General features: G+C 38.7%; 18 protein-coding genes. 1 reads left to right on the top strand and 17 read right to left on the bottom strand.

What is annotated here, in order from left to right; all coding sequences use genetic code 11:
- Nucleotides 1–27 precede the first annotated feature (27 nt).
- The 13 genes from WD048_01535 to WD048_01475 form a co-directional block, all read right to left on the bottom strand.
- Complete coding sequence (locus tag WD048_01535; protein ID MEX0810866.1) at nucleotides 28–186, bottom strand: hypothetical protein; 159 nt, start codon at nucleotides 184–186, stop codon at nucleotides 28–30.
- A 79-nt stretch (nucleotides 187–265) separates the two neighbouring features.
- On the bottom strand, nucleotides 266–979 hold the full coding sequence (locus tag WD048_01530) for a pyridoxine 5'-phosphate synthase (GenBank protein MEX0810865.1): 714 nt from the start codon (nucleotides 977–979) through the stop codon (nucleotides 266–268).
- A 22-nt stretch (nucleotides 980–1001) separates the two neighbouring features.
- The gene (gene bshC / locus WD048_01525; protein MEX0810864.1) at nucleotides 1002–2603 is read right to left on the bottom strand and encodes a bacillithiol biosynthesis cysteine-adding enzyme BshC; all 1602 of its coding nucleotides are present in this window, start codon (nucleotides 2601–2603) and stop codon (nucleotides 1002–1004) included.
- Entirely contained in the window at nucleotides 2603–3922 is a 1320-nt protein-coding gene (rimO, locus tag WD048_01520) for a 30S ribosomal protein S12 methylthiotransferase RimO (GenBank protein ID MEX0810863.1), read from the bottom strand. The genes bshC and rimO overlap by 1 nt, the downstream gene beginning before the upstream one ends.
- A gap of 12 nt (nucleotides 3923–3934) precedes the next feature.
- Nucleotides 3935–4900: a signal recognition particle-docking protein FtsY gene (gene ftsY / locus WD048_01515; GenBank protein MEX0810862.1), complete on the bottom strand. Its 966-nt coding sequence runs from the start codon at nucleotides 4898–4900 to the stop codon at nucleotides 3935–3937.
- A gap of 89 nt (nucleotides 4901–4989) precedes the next feature.
- Nucleotides 4990–5154, bottom strand: coding sequence for a DUF4295 family protein (locus tag WD048_01510; protein MEX0810861.1), 165 nt, complete (start codon nucleotides 5152–5154; stop codon nucleotides 4990–4992).
- A 2-nt stretch (nucleotides 5155–5156) separates the two neighbouring features.
- Nucleotides 5157–5345 (bottom strand): 50S ribosomal protein L33, encoded by a 189-nt coding sequence (gene rpmG, locus WD048_01505; GenBank protein ID MEX0810860.1) that lies wholly within the window; start codon nucleotides 5343–5345, stop codon nucleotides 5157–5159.
- 14 nt (nucleotides 5346–5359) lie between these two features.
- Complete coding sequence (rpmB, locus tag WD048_01500; protein ID MEX0810859.1) at nucleotides 5360–5602, bottom strand: 50S ribosomal protein L28; 243 nt, start codon at nucleotides 5600–5602, stop codon at nucleotides 5360–5362.
- 151 nt (nucleotides 5603–5753) lie between these two features.
- A complete protein-coding gene (locus WD048_01495) occupies nucleotides 5754–6095 on the bottom strand; it encodes a hypothetical protein (GenBank protein MEX0810858.1) in 342 nt (113 codons plus the stop codon).
- 34 nt (nucleotides 6096–6129) lie between these two features.
- Nucleotides 6130–7335, bottom strand: a complete 1206-nt coding sequence (locus WD048_01490; protein MEX0810857.1) for a hypothetical protein — start codon at nucleotides 7333–7335, stop codon at nucleotides 6130–6132.
- Nucleotides 7332–8012 carry a transglutaminase family protein gene (locus tag WD048_01485; protein MEX0810856.1) on the bottom strand — a complete coding sequence of 227 codons (681 nt, stop codon included), beginning with the start codon at nucleotides 8010–8012 and terminating at the stop codon, nucleotides 7332–7334. The genes WD048_01490 and WD048_01485 overlap by 4 nt, the downstream gene beginning before the upstream one ends.
- Before the next feature lie 10 nt (nucleotides 8013–8022).
- Nucleotides 8023–8523, bottom strand: a complete 501-nt coding sequence (locus WD048_01480; protein MEX0810855.1) for an asparaginase domain-containing protein — start codon at nucleotides 8521–8523, stop codon at nucleotides 8023–8025.
- 17 nt (nucleotides 8524–8540) lie between these two features.
- Nucleotides 8541–9476 carry a hypothetical protein gene (locus WD048_01475; protein MEX0810854.1) on the bottom strand — a complete coding sequence of 312 codons (936 nt, stop codon included), beginning with the start codon at nucleotides 9474–9476 and terminating at the stop codon, nucleotides 8541–8543.
- A gap of 666 nt (nucleotides 9477–10142) precedes the next feature.
- Between WD048_01475 and WD048_01470 the strand changes: the two genes are divergently transcribed.
- On the top strand, nucleotides 10143–11477 hold the full coding sequence (locus WD048_01470; protein MEX0810853.1) for an HTTM domain-containing protein: 1335 nt from the start codon (nucleotides 10143–10145) through the stop codon (nucleotides 11475–11477).
- Here WD048_01470 and WD048_01465 read toward each other — a convergent pair.
- The 4 genes from WD048_01465 to aceB form a co-directional block, all read right to left on the bottom strand.
- Nucleotides 11474–12445: a calcium/sodium antiporter gene (locus WD048_01465; protein MEX0810852.1), complete on the bottom strand. Its 972-nt coding sequence runs from the start codon at nucleotides 12443–12445 to the stop codon at nucleotides 11474–11476. The genes WD048_01470 and WD048_01465 overlap by 4 nt on opposite strands.
- Nucleotides 12446–12449: 4 nt before the next feature.
- Nucleotides 12450–12893, bottom strand: a complete 444-nt coding sequence (locus WD048_01460; protein MEX0810851.1) for a DUF1499 domain-containing protein — start codon at nucleotides 12891–12893, stop codon at nucleotides 12450–12452.
- Between the two features lie 151 nt (nucleotides 12894–13044).
- Nucleotides 13045–14634, bottom strand: a complete 1590-nt coding sequence (locus WD048_01455; GenBank protein MEX0810850.1) for an isocitrate lyase — start codon at nucleotides 14632–14634, stop codon at nucleotides 13045–13047.
- A gap of 166 nt (nucleotides 14635–14800) precedes the next feature.
- Nucleotides 14801–16411, bottom strand: coding sequence for a malate synthase A (aceB, locus tag WD048_01450; protein ID MEX0810849.1), 1611 nt, complete (start codon nucleotides 16409–16411; stop codon nucleotides 14801–14803).
- Nucleotides 16412–16638: the final 227 nt, after the last annotated feature.

The following is a 16638-nucleotide window of genomic DNA, read 5'->3' as shown; positions in this document are numbered from 1 at the left end:
AACCTATAGTTTTATAGCTATTAGGCCTCAATTAGATTTTGATACATCTACATTAAACTTATGTTTTTCCCGTATTGCTTTCATTTCTTTTTTCAAAATATCGGGATGCTTCCAATATTTTTCACTTAACTTCTCGCGAATTTTTCTCATCATTTTAACAGCATCGAATTTTTTAGTCGCTTTCATTACTATTTGATTTTTAAGATTTCTCTTGGCGTTCTAATTTCAATTAAATTGTGACCAAGCTTCAAATTCATCATTAAAATTAACTCAACCTGTTCAAATACATCTGAACTACATTTTCCAGTCCAAAGTAAAGCGCATCACAAATCAATGCATGGCCAATGGAAACTTCTAACAAGCCGGGAATTTGACTTTTAAAGTATTGCAGATTCTTCAAATTCAGATCATGGCCAGCATTTATGCCCAGATTTAGTTCATCACAAAGTAATGCGGCTTCCCTAAAAGCTTTCACAGCCAATTCCCGATCTTTATCGTATGTTGTAGCATAAGGGCCGGTATATAATTCAATTCTGTCAGTTCCTGTATCAACTGCGGCTTCCAGCATTTCAGGAACCGGATCAATAAAAATAGAAACACGGATATTTTGCTCATGCAATTGTGCGATAGTATCCTTCAAAAAACTTTGATGCTGCACCGTATCCCATCCGTGATCGGAAGTCAATTGGTCGCTGGCATCAGGCACAAGTGTGCATTGTTCGGGCTTAACTTCAAGCACCATATTCATAAAGCGCTTTTGGGGGTTGCCCTCAATGTTCAATTCAGTAGTTACAACCTCTTTTAAATCATAAGCATCCCGGTACTTGATATGTCTTTCATCTGGCCGGGGATGAATGGTGATTCCTTCTGCACCAAACCTTTCACAATCTTTGGCAACCTGTACCAAATCTGGCAAATTGCTTCCTCTCGCATTTCTAACCAACGCTACTTTATTGATGTTTACACTTAATCTTGTCATAACGGTTTGTGCTTAATTGAGCTCAATCATCTTTCAACAAATAAAAGCTTTTTTCAAAAGGCTCCAGGTTTTCCAACAATGCTTTTATAAAATCCTTTCCATATACACTGTAAAAATGCATAAAGTTCTCACTGCGTTCCTGCAAATTCCCATTTGGAAATAATGCGTTTTTTACACTGCTGATCTGGTTTTGGGCAATATCAAAATGCTTTTTCTCCGCTCTTAGAATTTTGCTTTCAATATTGCTCAATGCTTTGAGCTGCCCCTGCATAATACTTTCCACACTGGCCCCGAGCGATGGGTCAACTGAAATGGCTTTCTCCTTAATTTTCCCGTAAAGTTTTTCGAACTCGGCTTTTTCACGGTCTAATTCCAGGGGATTATCAGAATGATTTTTAACAAATCGTTTGAGTATTGTGGCCTCATCCAAAAACAACTCTTTGTGTGTAAGCTCTAATTTCTTGATTTTCTTACAGCTACTGCTATTGACTATGGCCAGCATATTGCGCAAAACCAGTATAGGAAAAGGGGTTTCGCAAGCATCAAAAAGCTTTTTCAATTCCATCCAATAGGACAATTCACCCTGCCCTCCAACATAGGCCAGATTGGGCAAAATTTGCTCCTGGTAAAGGGGGCGTAAAAACACATTTGGACTGAAGCGCTGTGGATACTCTTCCATTTCTTGAAACAGATCTACTTCAGAATTCCATTTCGATTTAGTATTCAAAACAGAAAAACCGCTTTCGCTTTTCACAATCCTGTTTCTAACATTGTCCTGATCTATATAGAAAATGTTCAGCTCACGGGGACTCGCCTGGACTTTATAGCCTTTTTCCTCTAATTGCCCAATCTGCGGCAATACATTTTTGGTCACAATTTCATCGTTGATCTCTGTTTTCAATACATGCAGGTATGCTTTCTTCAATACTTCAGCATCCTGGTTAAGTATCAATAAACCTTCTGCGCCAAGCAGCTGATTCATAATGTATTTATAAGCATCAGCAATACTTCGCTTGCCATCATAAGCAGATTTCAAAAGTGTGTTGAGTTCCTCAGCATAAGGCCGATCTCCCAGAATTTCTCCAATTTGCTCCAGAAGGGGTACGAAGCCCTCTGTTTTCATCCGGCCTACAGCTTCACCTTTGTGTTCAAAATCCCATTCAATTTTATTCCCAAACAACTGAATATGGTTGATCTCAGGAAAATCGTGATCTTCAGAGCCCTGCCAGAATACAGGCACAAAATCTTTGTCGGGAAAAGCTTTCTTTAAAGAACGTGAGAGCTTAATTGTAGAAACAGCTTTGTAAATACTGTACAAAGGGCCAGTGAATATATTGGGCTGATGGGCTGTAGTAATTGTAAAAGCATTTTCATTTTTCAGCAAATCAATATTCTGCTTTACAGCATCGCTGCAATCAAAATCATTGTATTGCCGCAGCAGTTCAGTATGTAGGATTTCCCTGTTTTTATAGGCCTTTTCTTTTTCTGCTATAATTTTTTCAAAAGCAGAAAACTCAAAAGGATGGCTGATAAATTCGTTGATATTTTTACTGCCTTTCACATAGTCCCCAATCAAATTATTGAGTATCCCGGCAACTTCATAGGAGATTTCGGTTTTCTGCATTATTCATTTTTTAACACCTTTCCATAAAGGTCGTATTCTTCTGCATCGGTAATTTCAATTTCTGCAAAATCACCAATTCTTACATAGTCATCTTTAGCAGAAACCAGCACTTCATTATCAACTTCGGGAGAATCAAATTCTGTTCTGCCCACAAAATAGCCCCCTTCTTTTCGGTCAAAAAGCACTTTGTATGTTTTTCCAATCTTATTTTGATTGAGCTCAAAGGAAATTTCAGATTGGATTTCCATTAACCGGCTAACGCGATCTTGTTTAACTTCATCAGGCACATCATCTTCCAGATCAAAGGCCCCTGTACTTTCCTCATGTGAATAGGCAAATACACCCAATCGCTCAAATCTTGTCTCCCGCACAAAATCACAGAGGGCCTCAAAGTCAGCCTCAGTTTCACCGGGAAAGCCAACAAGCATTGTAGTTCGAAGTGCAATACGCGGTAATTTATTTCTGATTGCCGTTATCAGCTCTGTCGTATCATCCGCTGTGATCTGTCTTTTCATTTGCGCCAGTACATTGTTGCTGATGTGCTGCAAAGGCATATCCAGGTAATTACAAATCTTGGGATTGCGCGCCATTTCATCAATAATTTCCAGCGGAAATTTATGCGGATAGGCATAATGCAGGCGTATCCATTCTATGCCTTCAACTCCTGAAAGGGCTTGCAGCAATTCTGTAAGTGCGCGTTTTTTGTAAATATCCAGGCCATAATAGGTCAGTTCCTGGGCAATCAACATAATTTCTTTCACGCCTTTTGCAGCCAGTTTTTTGCATTCCGCCACCAGTTCGTCAATAGGTTTGGAAACGTGTTTGCCGCGCATCAGCGGGATGGCACAAAAAGTACAGGTACGATTACAACCTTCCGAAATTTTCAAATACGCATAGTGCATTTCAGTAGTAATCACCCTTTCGCCCAGCAATTCGTGTTTGTAGTCGATATTGAATTTATTGAGCAAAAGCGGCAGCTCCATGGTGCCGAAAAATGCATCTACTTCGGGAATTTCCTTTTCCAGGTCATCTTTGTAGCGCTGCGACAGACAACCTGTAACAAAGAGTTTCTCTATATTTCCTTTTCGCTTTTCTTCCGAATACTGTAAAATGGTATTGACCGATTCTTCTTTGGCCAGATCGATAAAACCGCAGGTATTGATGACAATGATATTGCTGTCCTCTTGATCGCTTTGGTGTACTACATCTACATTATTGGCGCGCAGCTGTCCCATGAAGACTTCGGAATCCACTAGGTTTTTGGAACATCCCAAAGTTATTACATTGACTTTATCCTGCGCAATTTTTCCTGTTTTCAAAATAATTGAGGCTTATGCTTTATTAAAAAGCGAATCAACAAATGCTGACTTATTGAAAAGCTGAAAGTCCTCTTTTTGTTCACCAATACCGATATATTTTACCGGCACTTTAAACTGATCTACAATTCCGAGTACTACGCCACCTTTTGCCGTACCGTCTAATTTTGTAATGGCCAGTGCATTGACCTTTGTAGCAGCAGTAAATTGTTTGGCTTGTTCTATGGCATTTTGACCTGTGGAAGCATCGAGTACCAGCAATATTTCATGCGGAGCATCAGGAATCACTTTCTTCATTACATTGGAAATTTTAGAAAGTTCGTTCATCAAACCGATTTTATTGTGCAATCGACCAGCCGTATCGATCAGTACCACATCTGCATCCTGTGCCTGTGCGGATTTTATACTGTCAAAAGCCACTGAAGCCGGATCTGCTCCCATTCCTTTACTCACAATGGGGACTCCTACCCTTTCCGACCAAATGGTCAACTGATCTACAGCAGCAGCCCGAAAAGTATCAGCAGCACCCATCACCACTTTCTTACCTGCTGATTTAAACTGGTAAGCCAGCTTACCAATCGTAGTGGTTTTGCCAACACCATTTACGCCCACTACCATTATAACATAAGGTTTTTTGGTAAGCACAGTATCAATGTCACTGTGATCTTTGTATCCGTCAATATCCAGAATTTTCTCTACTTCTGCTTTCAGAATATTATTGAGCTCATCCGTACCGAAATATTTATTTTCAGCAACATGCTTTTCAATATTCTCTATAATCTTTACAGTGGTTTGCAAACCAACATCTGATGAGATCAGCACATCTTCCAGTTCATCGAGCACTTCTTCGTCAATGGTGGTCTTGCCGGCCACAGCCTTGGCCATTTTTGAGAAAAAGCTGCTTTTTGTTTTCTCAAGCCCCTTGTCTAATTTTTCTTTTTCTTCCTCTTTATCTTTCGAAAAAAAACCGAATAATGCCATCTTTAGTTAGTTGTGAGTGATGAATAAAATTAAAAAAAGCCCTCCTTGCCTGAAAGAGAGCTTTTTAAAATTGGTCTGAAATATTCAGATTATTTCTGATTCAGAAAATCTTTTACCGTGTCTTTATGCATTACTTTTTGTTTAAAGCTGTATGCTCCGTTTTTGTTTTTCACGGCTTTTACTACTTTGACCATGTTTTTCTCTCCGGAAAATTTACCACGGTCGGTTCTTGCGTTCTTACTTACTTTTCCCATAATTATTTGATTTCTTTATGAAGTGTTTTTTTCTTCAGGTAGGGATTGTATTTCTTCAATTCCATCCTGTCAGGGGTGTTTCTCCTGTTCTTAGTGGTAATATATCTTGAAATACCTGGAACACCACTCTCTTTTTGTTCCATGCATTCTAAAATTACCTGTATTCTGTTACCTTTTGATTTCTTAGCCATTGCTGCTTATTATTTTATATTACTACGATATCACCTTTTTTCTCCAATTCGCGAAGATATTGGTACATGCCTTTTTTATTGATTGCTCTGATCGCCTTAGTAGAAACTTTCAGGGTCATCCACTCATCTGTTTCAGGGATATAAAAGCGTTTTTTCTGCAAATTGGGATAAAATTTACGCTTGATCTTGCGGTTTGATTTCGACACGCGATTGCCGCTAACCGTAGCTTTTCCTGTTAAATCACATATTCTTGCCATTGTTTTCTATTTAATCTTCGCAAAATTTGAACTGCAAAAATCCGCTTTTTTCGGATAAAATCAAAACTTTAATGCAAATTGCTTTGAGAGTTCTTTTTGAAAGTCTGAGATGCTTAACATCTATAAAAGAGAATCAGTTCGAAAATTTAACTCACTCCCCATAAATCAACTCTATAGCTTCCTCAGCCGTTAATCTTTCTTTGCCGTCTTTAATGGCAAGAATAAACGCATCTTCATAACCCATTGCATGTACTTTCTTCAAATAATCCTGGGCAAAATGATGCGCCATAAAATTGCCGCTGAAATAGCGGTAAAAACCATCTTCGAACTTTACTTCCTCTAAGTTGGGCATATCGCTGAAAAGCTTATTGGTTTTGGGTATGGGGTTTTTTACTGCCGCCAACTGCACCGTAAAATAAATATCGAGTTCTCCCTGGGCTTTTACTTGTAGAAAAAGGAATAATACAAAAAGACAAACTATCGAATACTTCATGGTTTTAGAAATTATTACTATAAAGATAATATTTCTACTTGAAAGGATGTCGCTGGGTCCATTCGGCTTGTTTGGAAAGCCTTTTCACCATTGGTTTAAGAAATGTGTTGAAAATACTTTTTCTGTGTTTGGCAAATAAAAAGAGTTGTTCTGGTACAGCACCGGCTGAGCTTTTGATCTCAAGTGCTGTTCGTCCAAAATAAATTTGTGAAAAATCCAGTTCAATCCCGGCTTTTATCAATTCCAAAAGTGTGCGCAGGTATTGATCGTATTTAAACTGATGCTCTCGTTCTATGCCCATAAACCCGGCATACATTTCATTATTCTTTCTGTAAAAAGAGATAAAACCTATTAAACCCTCTGGCGCATAAAACCCAAGGACTTTAAAACTGTCACCATTTCCTTCCATCAATTTCCAAAGATGCTCTACAGGAAGTGTGGTCATTTTAAAGTTGGAGGGCGCCACTACCTGATTGTAAAGTTCCTCCATTTTCCCGATCTGTGCTTGTATCTCCTGGCTGTCCATCCGTTTGGTTTTAACAGCTTTGCCTTTTTTGAAAACTTTCCGCATACGGGTGCGGTACTTGCTTTGCATGGCACCCAGATAATCGTTGAAGCTTTTCCAGGAATCGGGAATAGAGAGTGTCATTGTGGGCTGTACTTCAAATTTCAAATAATCCTTTTGCTGCAAATGCGCGAAATTTGCCAACTCTTTTTTATTGAAATCCTTCCACAGCACCACATCTATATCGAGGCGTTTTTTCAGAAATGTATTCCATTGCCATTGCTCCACTTTTTGCACCCAGTCTGCCATTTTGATTTTTTCTGTATCGCAGACCAGTGAAATATTACCTGTGGTAAAGGCATTGCCCTGCAACAATATTTTCACAGAGAAAGGACGGATAAGGTATTTTAAGATCAATTTTGAAAATTCAGGGATTATTGATTTCAGTCCATCGTAATTAAAATCAAAGCGGTAATTTTTTCCCGAAAAATTAAAAACCTGGAATGTGGCAGCAGCTATCAATCTGCCGACACTGTTATAATACAAAAGCCAGTGTTGCTCAAAATCCTTATCGCAGGTCTCGCCTATCATCTGAAAATAGGCGCGCGACCAAAAAGTATTGCCCCTGGTGAAAGCAGCCTGATACAGTGCTTCTGGAATTGCTTTAAAGTCATCAATATGCTGTATTCCAGCATTGACTTCTGTTTTGATATTTGCTGTCTGTGGAGCTTTCAAGTTTTAAAGAAATATTGATCCCCTGTTTCCGAAAAACTGATATTTCCGGAAGTGAACAAATGCGGATAATGCTTTTGCAATACTTCAATCATATAGGCACGGGGGATATCGTGAAAAATACCGTGATCTTTTAAATAAACCATAAATGCTTTTCCATCGCTGTCGAATTCCTGGAATATAGAATCTTCCTCTCCATCGAATTCCAGAGGTTTTACATTCAAAATCACACAAAGTTCGCGATTGAAAGCAGGTGTGGCTTTTACCCATTTTCCATTGATAAACAATTCGGTATAGCCATGAAAAGCAAAAACCTCGGATCGCAGTGCTTTGATAAGCCTGGGAGAACTCAGGTGATTTTTAACATCCGCAAATCCAAAGCGGGCGGGAATGCCCTGTGAGCGCGCAAAAGCGGCCAGCAGATTGGCCTTTTCCACACAAAACCCATAGCCCCTTTTAAATACAGTGCTGGCTTTCAATGCTTCTTCGCTCAGATCAATCTCATAGGGATTGTAGCGAATGGAATCTCTAACAAAATAATAGAGTGCTACGGCCTTGTCTTTATCATTATTGAGCCCGGCAACAATTTCTTCTGCTTTTTTTATAATTGCAGGATGATCGGAATCTACATATTTTGTAGGCTCCAGGTATTTTTTGTCAATCGGGCTTGTCTCATTCATTTTTCGCAGATTAAACTTCTGTGTTTAATTCTTCAAAATAACCGGTCTTGCGGTTTTTCATCACATTATTGGCTTTGAAATATTTGCCATTCATTGCAATATACACGCCATCGGGTAAGGTTTGCACAAATGCCAAAGCAGAGCCCAAATTGAAAAACCCATCGGAACTGCCAAAGGTGTAGGGAATCATTGCGCCTGTCAATACAATGGTTTTATTCATTTTATGTTTGGCGATTTCCAGTGCGGTTTTCACCATAGTATCTGTGCCGTGTGTGATAACAATTTTATCTGCCAAACATCTTTTGCAATTGGTTACAATCATTTCCCTGTCCTCATCCCGCATTTCGAGGCTATCGATCATCATCAAAGTACGAATACTAAGATTCTCCAAATCACTCCTGCCCAGCTTCAACATTTCCTGCAAATGGGTATCTTTAAAAAACAGGCGGCCATTGATCATATCATATTCTTTGTCGAATGTACCTCCTGTTACAAAAATCCTGATCTTCATATTCTCTTTTTAATCCCTCAATCCTTTTTTTCTGCTTCAGGTTTATAAATTTCTACTCTGCTGAGCGTATTGCCCGAAAAGAAAAGTCGCATTTCGGTATTTTGTTCAAAATAAGTCATAGAATTTCCATCTTGCAGTGGTGCCTGCCCACATTTTTCCTGTATAAGATTTCTATTGTCTGAAAATTTAATTCCAAAAGGCAAAGCCAATGGGAATTGCTTAAAAGTTTTACCAGTAAGCGGTTCTCTACTGCCCGAAGGGTGCATCACCAATTTTTCTATTGTTTTGTATTTGGACAATTGCATTTCAAGCCCACCGTCTAAATAAATTCTCCTGTTCTTTTTGGAATAATCGGGATTTCCAAAATGGGATAAAAGCGTTTTTACCTGGAAATTGTAAAGGTTTTTTCTGATCATCAAAAAATAATCCTCTCCCGAAAGGCCGGTTTTGGAAATCATCTCTGCATCTTCAGCAGCAGCCCTGCCTTTTTCCACAAAAATCATAGAAACCAAATTGACACGCCCCCGATTGTACATAATATTGATCTGCCAGGCATCGAGCTCATTCAAGGGAAATTCTTTTGTTAAGGTATAAGAACCGCCTTTGTCCCCTTCCTCCTCGTAGCCTTCTCCAAGCAATTTTTTGGCTTCAAAAATAGTACTGCTCAATTTAAGCCCTAATGGCAAATCGCCCTTGAAAGCAGACATATTCTGCATCAAAACATTTTTGTCATTGTAAATATCAATTCGTGTCAGTTTTGAGCCGGAAATAATAATCTGCGCCCCTTTGCTTTCGTGATCTTCCCCTATATAATTGTTCAACCGGCTGACCAAATCAGTATTTTGCCTTTGTCCCAGGGCTTTAATTAGATCTTCTCCCTGCACCGGAGATTGCGCAAATAGGTATGCGCCAGGTAACAGTAATAAAATTGAAAGCAAAACAATTCTGTACATATCAATCAATTAAATAGCATGAGTTTAATCTGCGAAGCTAAGGGTTTGTAGCAAAATAACTGCCTCAATTTTGTTGACCTTATTTTGCAACAAACCCTAAACAAGAATTTAAAGATGCGCTTTATAAACCTGAGTTCTATAATTATTTAAGAGCTCACCTGCCCGAATGTTTCATGCAGGCGGGGAAATTCATTAAAACGCAATAGGCAAGGCGCATTTGAGAAGGCCTATCGGGATAAACCAAACAAATGCAACGCAGCAAATTGTGTTTTATGGATTTCAAATGCCAGAAAACAGCAATCTTATTCCTGGAAATATCTTAAAATAGCCCGCTATTCCATCAATATTTCCAGTCGAATCTCACAATTTTCTGGCATTCTGAGCATTAAAGAATTTACGAACTAAGGTTATAACGTGTTTGGGGCAATATTAATTTTCTGTGAGAAAAAATTCATAAACCTGATAATTTCAGCATTCCTGATTAATTTAGAGTTTAATTTAATTGTAACATGAGTTTGATGATTACTATAATCCATTAAAATGGAATAGGCTTTAAATGTAGGGGCGCACGGCCGTGCGCCCCTACATTTAAAGCAAACATCACAATTTGCCCGGTTTCAAAAAAATGCTACATCTCGCAATGACAAGTTCAATCAATCTTCATTTATGCTGAAAATATTCTATCAAAAGCTTTTTGAAGAAAGAGACAGCAGCGGCATTATCCTCTGGCGAATATTGTTGGGTTTTTTGCTGGTAGCTGAAGCATGGGGGGCGATACTCACCAGCTGGATGACCGAAAAATTTGTAGAACCCAGCTTTCGATTTACATTTATTGGCTTTGAATTTTTGAGTATGCTATCAGGCCCAAAGATGTATGCCTACAATATTGTAATGGGCTTTTTCGGACTTTTCTTTATGCTGGGCTGGAAGTATCGTTTTTCAGCAATTGCCTATTTCATTATGTGGGCGGGAATCTATTTCGGCCAAAAATCAAGCTACAACAATCATTATTATTTGCTGCTGCTACTTGTTGGCATTATGATCTTTATTCCAGCAAATACTTATGCTTCTCTTGATGTGCGAAAAAATCCAGCATTGAAAAAGCTAAGCATTCCCTACTGGACTTATTTTGTGTTGCAGATGCAATTTGCCATTGTTTATTTTTCTGCCGTATTGGCCAAACTCCATCCCGACTGGCTTCAGGCTATGCCTCTAAAACTGTGGCTGTCCTACAAAAGCGACTACTGGTTGATAGGCCCCATTCTTCAACAGGAATGGATGCTCTGGTTGATGGCTTACGGGGGTATCTTTTACGATGCTACCATTATTCCGCTACTGCTTTTCAGAAAAACCCGTTATCTCGCCCTGGGACTTACGCTTGTTTTTCACCTGAGTAATTCTGCTATTTTCCAGATCGGGATTTTTCCTTTCATGGCTATTTCTGCTATTGTTTTATACTGGGATCCGACAGAAATCAAACGCATGTTCTTCAGGAAAAAAGAAAAATTCACTCCTTTACAAATGCCCCGGGAAATCACTTTTTCAAGAAAAGTTCTGTTGCTATGTATAGGGTTCTATTTGTGCGGGCAAATTTATTTGCCGCTGCGCCACCACTTCTACGAAGGGAATGTAAACTGGACAGAGGAAGGACACAGGCTCTCCTGGCATATGATGACACGCTCAAAATCAGGTAGCGGCTACTTTATTGTAGAAAATTTCAGAAACGGTAAAAAACAAAGGGTCAATACCCGTGAGCACTTAAAACCACACCAGGAAAGAGCTATGTTTAAAAGACCAGATATGATCTGGCAATTTTCACAATATCTGAAAGACTATTACAATGAAAAAGGTATGGACTCCATTGGTATTTATGCGCATACACGTATCAGCCTGAATGGCCGACCTGCACAGGCTATTGTTGACCCGAACTTTAATCTTTCAGAAGTTGAAAAATGGGAACGCTTCAAACACAAAGAATGGATTACTGAGTTGAAGGATTAGAAATATTGCCCGAAATATTTGTCCGAAAAAGTAAAAATAATATCGAGGTTGAAAAGCAAATAGAGCAATAGGAACAATATGCCGAAAAATTTGTGCGGCTTATTAAAATGGATAATCAGAAATGACAACACTGTAATTCCAATTAGAAAAGGCACTGCAGGATATAAAATATTTTCAGAAACCACTACCGGTCCCAGTAAAGTAGAAATGCCCGTAACACCAAGTATATTGAAAATACTTGACCCCAGCACATTACCAATGGCCAGTTCCATACTTCCTTTTTTAGCAGCTACAATACTTACAACCAATTCGGGCAATGAAGTACCCAGGGCTACCGCTGTAATTGCAATTATATCTTTACCTACACCCAATATATCTGATATTTTCACAACAGATTGTATGGTATAATCTGCACCAAAATAAATTCCTGCTCCAGAAGCGAAAAGAATAAGCAATGAATTGATCGGAAATGCCTCAGGTACAGTTTCTACATCATCTACAAGTTCCTGAGCTCTTGATTGCCATACTGAATAAAGCACATAAAGCACAAATCCAGCGAGCAAGACAAATGACTCATAAGCCGGGAGCAATGCATCTGAAATCAAATAAACAAGCAAAAAAGTAACTGCAAGCACTACCCAGTTGTCTGCTTTAAAAGACAAAAATTTAAGGCTGCCCTTCTCCTTTTTCATCAAGAGGATGACGCCAAAAATCAGGCAGGTATTGGCAATATTCGAACCGAGCACATTTCCCAGCACTATTTCCGATTCATTTTTCAATACAGATAGAGAGGAAGTAATCAATTCGGGCAAGGAAGTGCCGAATGCCAAAATCAAAGTGCCGATAACAACCGGTGATAGCTTTAGGTACAACCCAAATTTTTCGGCTGAATCGATAAAATAATCCGATGATTTGATAAGTAAGGCAAGTGCTGCAATAAAAATCACACTCCACAATAGTAGGTCCATAGTTTTATTCTAAATATGCTTTCTTAAATTTCTCCATCCGCCTTCTATTGGCTCCAAAATCTGAATAACCTACTCTTGAGGCCGAACGAAAATGCAACAGCTTATTTTCTGTATCAAAATAGAACTCAACATCATCTACAAAGCGAAGGATTGGTGTGGTGTATTCCGCATGAATGTACTCGCGATTTTGCAGTAAAATTTCCGTTCTTGGAGTTTCCATAATTATAGAAATCACTTTCAAACGTGCTTCCTGAAGATCATCAAATTGCAATGGTTCCATGTAGTGTTTTTCATCATCTTCGGACTCCATAGTAGAAACACAATTGGGAGAAGCAGGGCAATCTGACAATTTATCTTCAAACACGCCCAAACCTTCGGGAGCTGTAGCAGAACAAGAAAAAAGCAAGGGCAGGACACTAATCAGTATTAATATATATCTATTGCTCATTTTTAATTTTTCTCAAAATTAAAAAAACCCGCCTCAAAAAGAGACAGGTTTTTGTAATCATTATCGATTAATCTATTTATTGAACTGTGCAGTTTCAATAATCGTAGGTCTGTAACCTGATGACCACTGTAACATCACATCTCTAAACTATCTATTTTGCAGTTTCAAACTGATTAGAAGTGTTTTTAGTACCACCTGCCTTTAAAGCCTTATCTCCAGCAAAAAATTCTTTATGGTCATCACCTAAATCAGAACCAGCCATACGCTGATGTTTCACACAAGAAACGCCTTTGCGAATTTCTTGACGTTGAACACCACCTACGTAAGCCAACATACCATCTTCTCCAAAGTAACCTTGAGATAAATCGTTCATATGTAAAGCCGTAGTATGGTATGTTGGTAAAGTGATCAAGTGATGGAAAATACCTGATACTTTAGATGAATCTTCCTGGAATGTTTTGATCTTCTGGTCAGCTTCAATTGCCAATTCAGAATTATCGTATTTCGCATTCATCAGATCATTTGCATCATATTCAGACAAATCTTTTCCTGCGGCTTTCCAACGTCTGTAAGCCTGCTGACGGAAATTCAAGGTCCAGTTAAACGATGGAGAGTTGTTGTAAACTAATTTTGCATGAGGTGCTTGCTCTTTGATTCTGTTAACCATTGCTGCAATAGCTTCTACATCTGGAGTTGGGGTTTCAATCCATAGTAAATCTGCACCATGTTGTAAACTAGTTATACAGTCCAGTACCACTCTGTCAATGTTTGTTCCAGCTTTGAAACGGTATAAACCATTTGATAAACGAACAGGACGAACTAACTTTCCATTGCGTTTTAACAATACATCATTATCATTTACTTCATCAATGCTTACTTCTTCTGCATCAACGAAATCTAAATATTGAGAAGCTAAATCTCCTGGTTCCATTGACACAGGTAATTTTTGTGTTAAACTTGCTCCTTCAGAATCTGTGCGAGCCACAATGATTCCATCTTCTACACCTAATTCCAAAAATGCGTGACGGATTGCATTTAACTTGGCGATAAAGTCTTCGTGGGGAACGGTTACTTTACCATCTTGGTGACCACATTGCTTAGCATCAGACACCTGATTTTCAACTTGGATTGCACAAGCACCCGCTTCAATCATTTTCTTAGCAAGTAGGTATGTTGCTTCCTCGTTACCAAAACCAGCATCTATGTCAGCGATAATTGGCACTACATGTGTTTCAAAATTATCGATCAGATCTTGTACATCTTCACCTGCTGCTTTTCTACGGAACAGATCATTTAATTCTGTTGCGTCTGCTTGCTTTAAGAAATCATAGATTTCTGCAATCAAGTTAACCACAGTAGTTTTTTCGTGCATCGACTGATCGGGTAAAGGACCAAATTCAGAACGCAATGCTGCTACCATCCAACCAGACAGATAGATGTACCTTCCTTTAGTTGTTTTGTGGTGTTTTTTTACGGCAATCATTGTTTGTTGCGCCACAAACCCGTGCCAAGCACCCAATGATTGTGTGTATTTTGAATGGTCTGCATCATACGCGGCCATATCTTCACGCATAATTGCTGCAGTATATTTTGCAATTTCCAATCCCGTTTTAAAACGGTTTTGTGTGTACATGCGTGCTACGTATTCAGGGTTGATCTCTCTCCAAGCTTCCCCGTATTTTTCTTTTAGTTTTTGAACTGTTTCTAGAGCAGAAACATAACTAGATTGTGGATTTTTCATGTGTTAAATTTTATAGTTTATAGTCGATTAAGTCCTAAGCTGGAAGGGTTAATAATTCTTCATTTTTAATCAGCATGTCAAACAATTTTTTAGGGCATCAATGCGCTCTTGTTTTGTTGACATTCTTTTGATTTTATGAATTAATAATGATTGTTTATAATTCTTTTTATTGGATAAATTCGTAAGCCGACAAAGTCAAAAATTCCTCGAATTCATCTTGCATTACCAGTGCATCAAACAATTGTGTTGCTTTTTCAAACTTACCATTGTGAAAAGCGTCATCTCCCACATAGGCTTTGATTTTGGCCAATTCCTGTGGCAACAATTCTTTGTACAGCTCTTCGGTAACAGTTCTTCCATCGTCCAATTTAGCACCGTAATGCAGCCATTGCCAGACTTGAGTTCTTGATATTTCAGCAGTAGCAGCATCTTCCATCAAATGATAGATAGCAGCAGCACCATTGCCTCTCAACCAAGATTCAATGTACAATACTCCTACATTAATATTTTTTCTCAGGCCGGTTTCAGAGATTGTTCCTTCTGGAATTTCAATCAAATCCTTGGCTGAAACATTGACGTCTGCTCTTTTTTTATCTAATTGATTAGGATTAGGCATGTACTTGTCAAAAACATCCATTGCCACTTTTACCAGCCCAGGATGTGCTACCCAGGTACCATCATGTCCGTCTTTGGCTTCACGCTCTTTATCGGCCACTACTTTTTGAATGGCCTTGGCATTGGCTTCCTCATCGTTTTTAATAGGAATTTGGGCTGCCATTCCACCCATTGCGTGCACACCGCGCTTGTGGCAGGTTTGAATCACCAAAAGTGAATAGGCATGCATAAAAGGAACTGTCATGGTAATTTGATCGCGGTCAGGAGTCATGAATTCTTTGTGATTTCTGAATCGTTTGATATAGCTAAAAATATAATCCCATCTTCCGCAATTCAGTCCTGCTGAGTGTTCGCGCAGTTCGTAAAGTATTTCGTTAAGCTCATAAGAGGCCAAAATTGTTTCAATCAGCACTGTTGCTTTGATTGTTCCCTGTGGAATACCCAATTCATCTTGAGCCAGCACAAAAGCATCATTCCAAAGCCTGGCTTCCAAATGACTTTCCATTTTTGGCAAATAGAAGTAAGGGCCGCTTCCGTTTTTGATCAGTGTTTTTGCATTGTGGAAAAAATAAAGTCCAAAATCCAGAAGACCACCACTTACAGGTTCTCCGTCTATTAAAATATTTTTCTCGACCAAATGCCAACCCCTGGGACGTACCAGTAAAGTAGCTACTTTATCGTTCAGCTTATAGCTTTTGCCTTTGGTAGGATTTTCAAAAGTGATGGTTTTATTGATGGCGTCTCTCAGATTGATCTGCCCATTGATATTGTTGTTCCATGAAGGAGAGTTGGAATCTTCAAAATCTGCCATGAAAGTCTTGGCTCCGGAGTTTAAGGCATTGATCACCATTTTGCGATCAACAGGACCGGTAATCTCAACTCTCCGGTCTAAAAGGTCTTTAGGTTGTGGTGCGCAAGTCCATTCACTTTCTCTTATTTCTTTTGTTTCTGGCAGAAAATCAGGAAATTTACCATTGTCAATTTCTTTTTGCCGCTCTTGCCGCTTAGCAAGCAGTTCTTTCCTTCTCTTATTAAATTTTCGGTGCATTTTCGCCACCAGGCTCAATGCTTCAGGAGTTAAAATTTCAGCAAAGACATCGCTTACTGCGGCTTTAATTTCTACACCTTCTATTAATTGACTTGTTCCTGAACTAGTTGACATATCATGAGGATTTTGAGTGCTTAAAAGTTGTGCAAAGTTAGTGATTTAAGAGATTAAATTCAAAGCGAGAGAGCTATTGTAGCAAAACATCATTTATCTAAAGTCAACAAATGCTTTTCAAATTCTATTTGAAAATGCATTTTTATCATACTATCTTTAATTAATTCATATAAATGCGAATCAAGGGTTAAAAAATGAGAGAAACAAAAGCTGCTGCTAATTTTCCG

Source organism: Chitinophagales bacterium (genome assembly GCA_040877935.1).
Classification (GTDB): domain Bacteria; phylum Bacteroidota; class Bacteroidia; order Chitinophagales; family CAIOSU01; genus JBBDNB01.
Note: the sequence above shows the minus strand (reverse complement) of the source record. Positions and strands in the feature narration are given on the sequence as shown.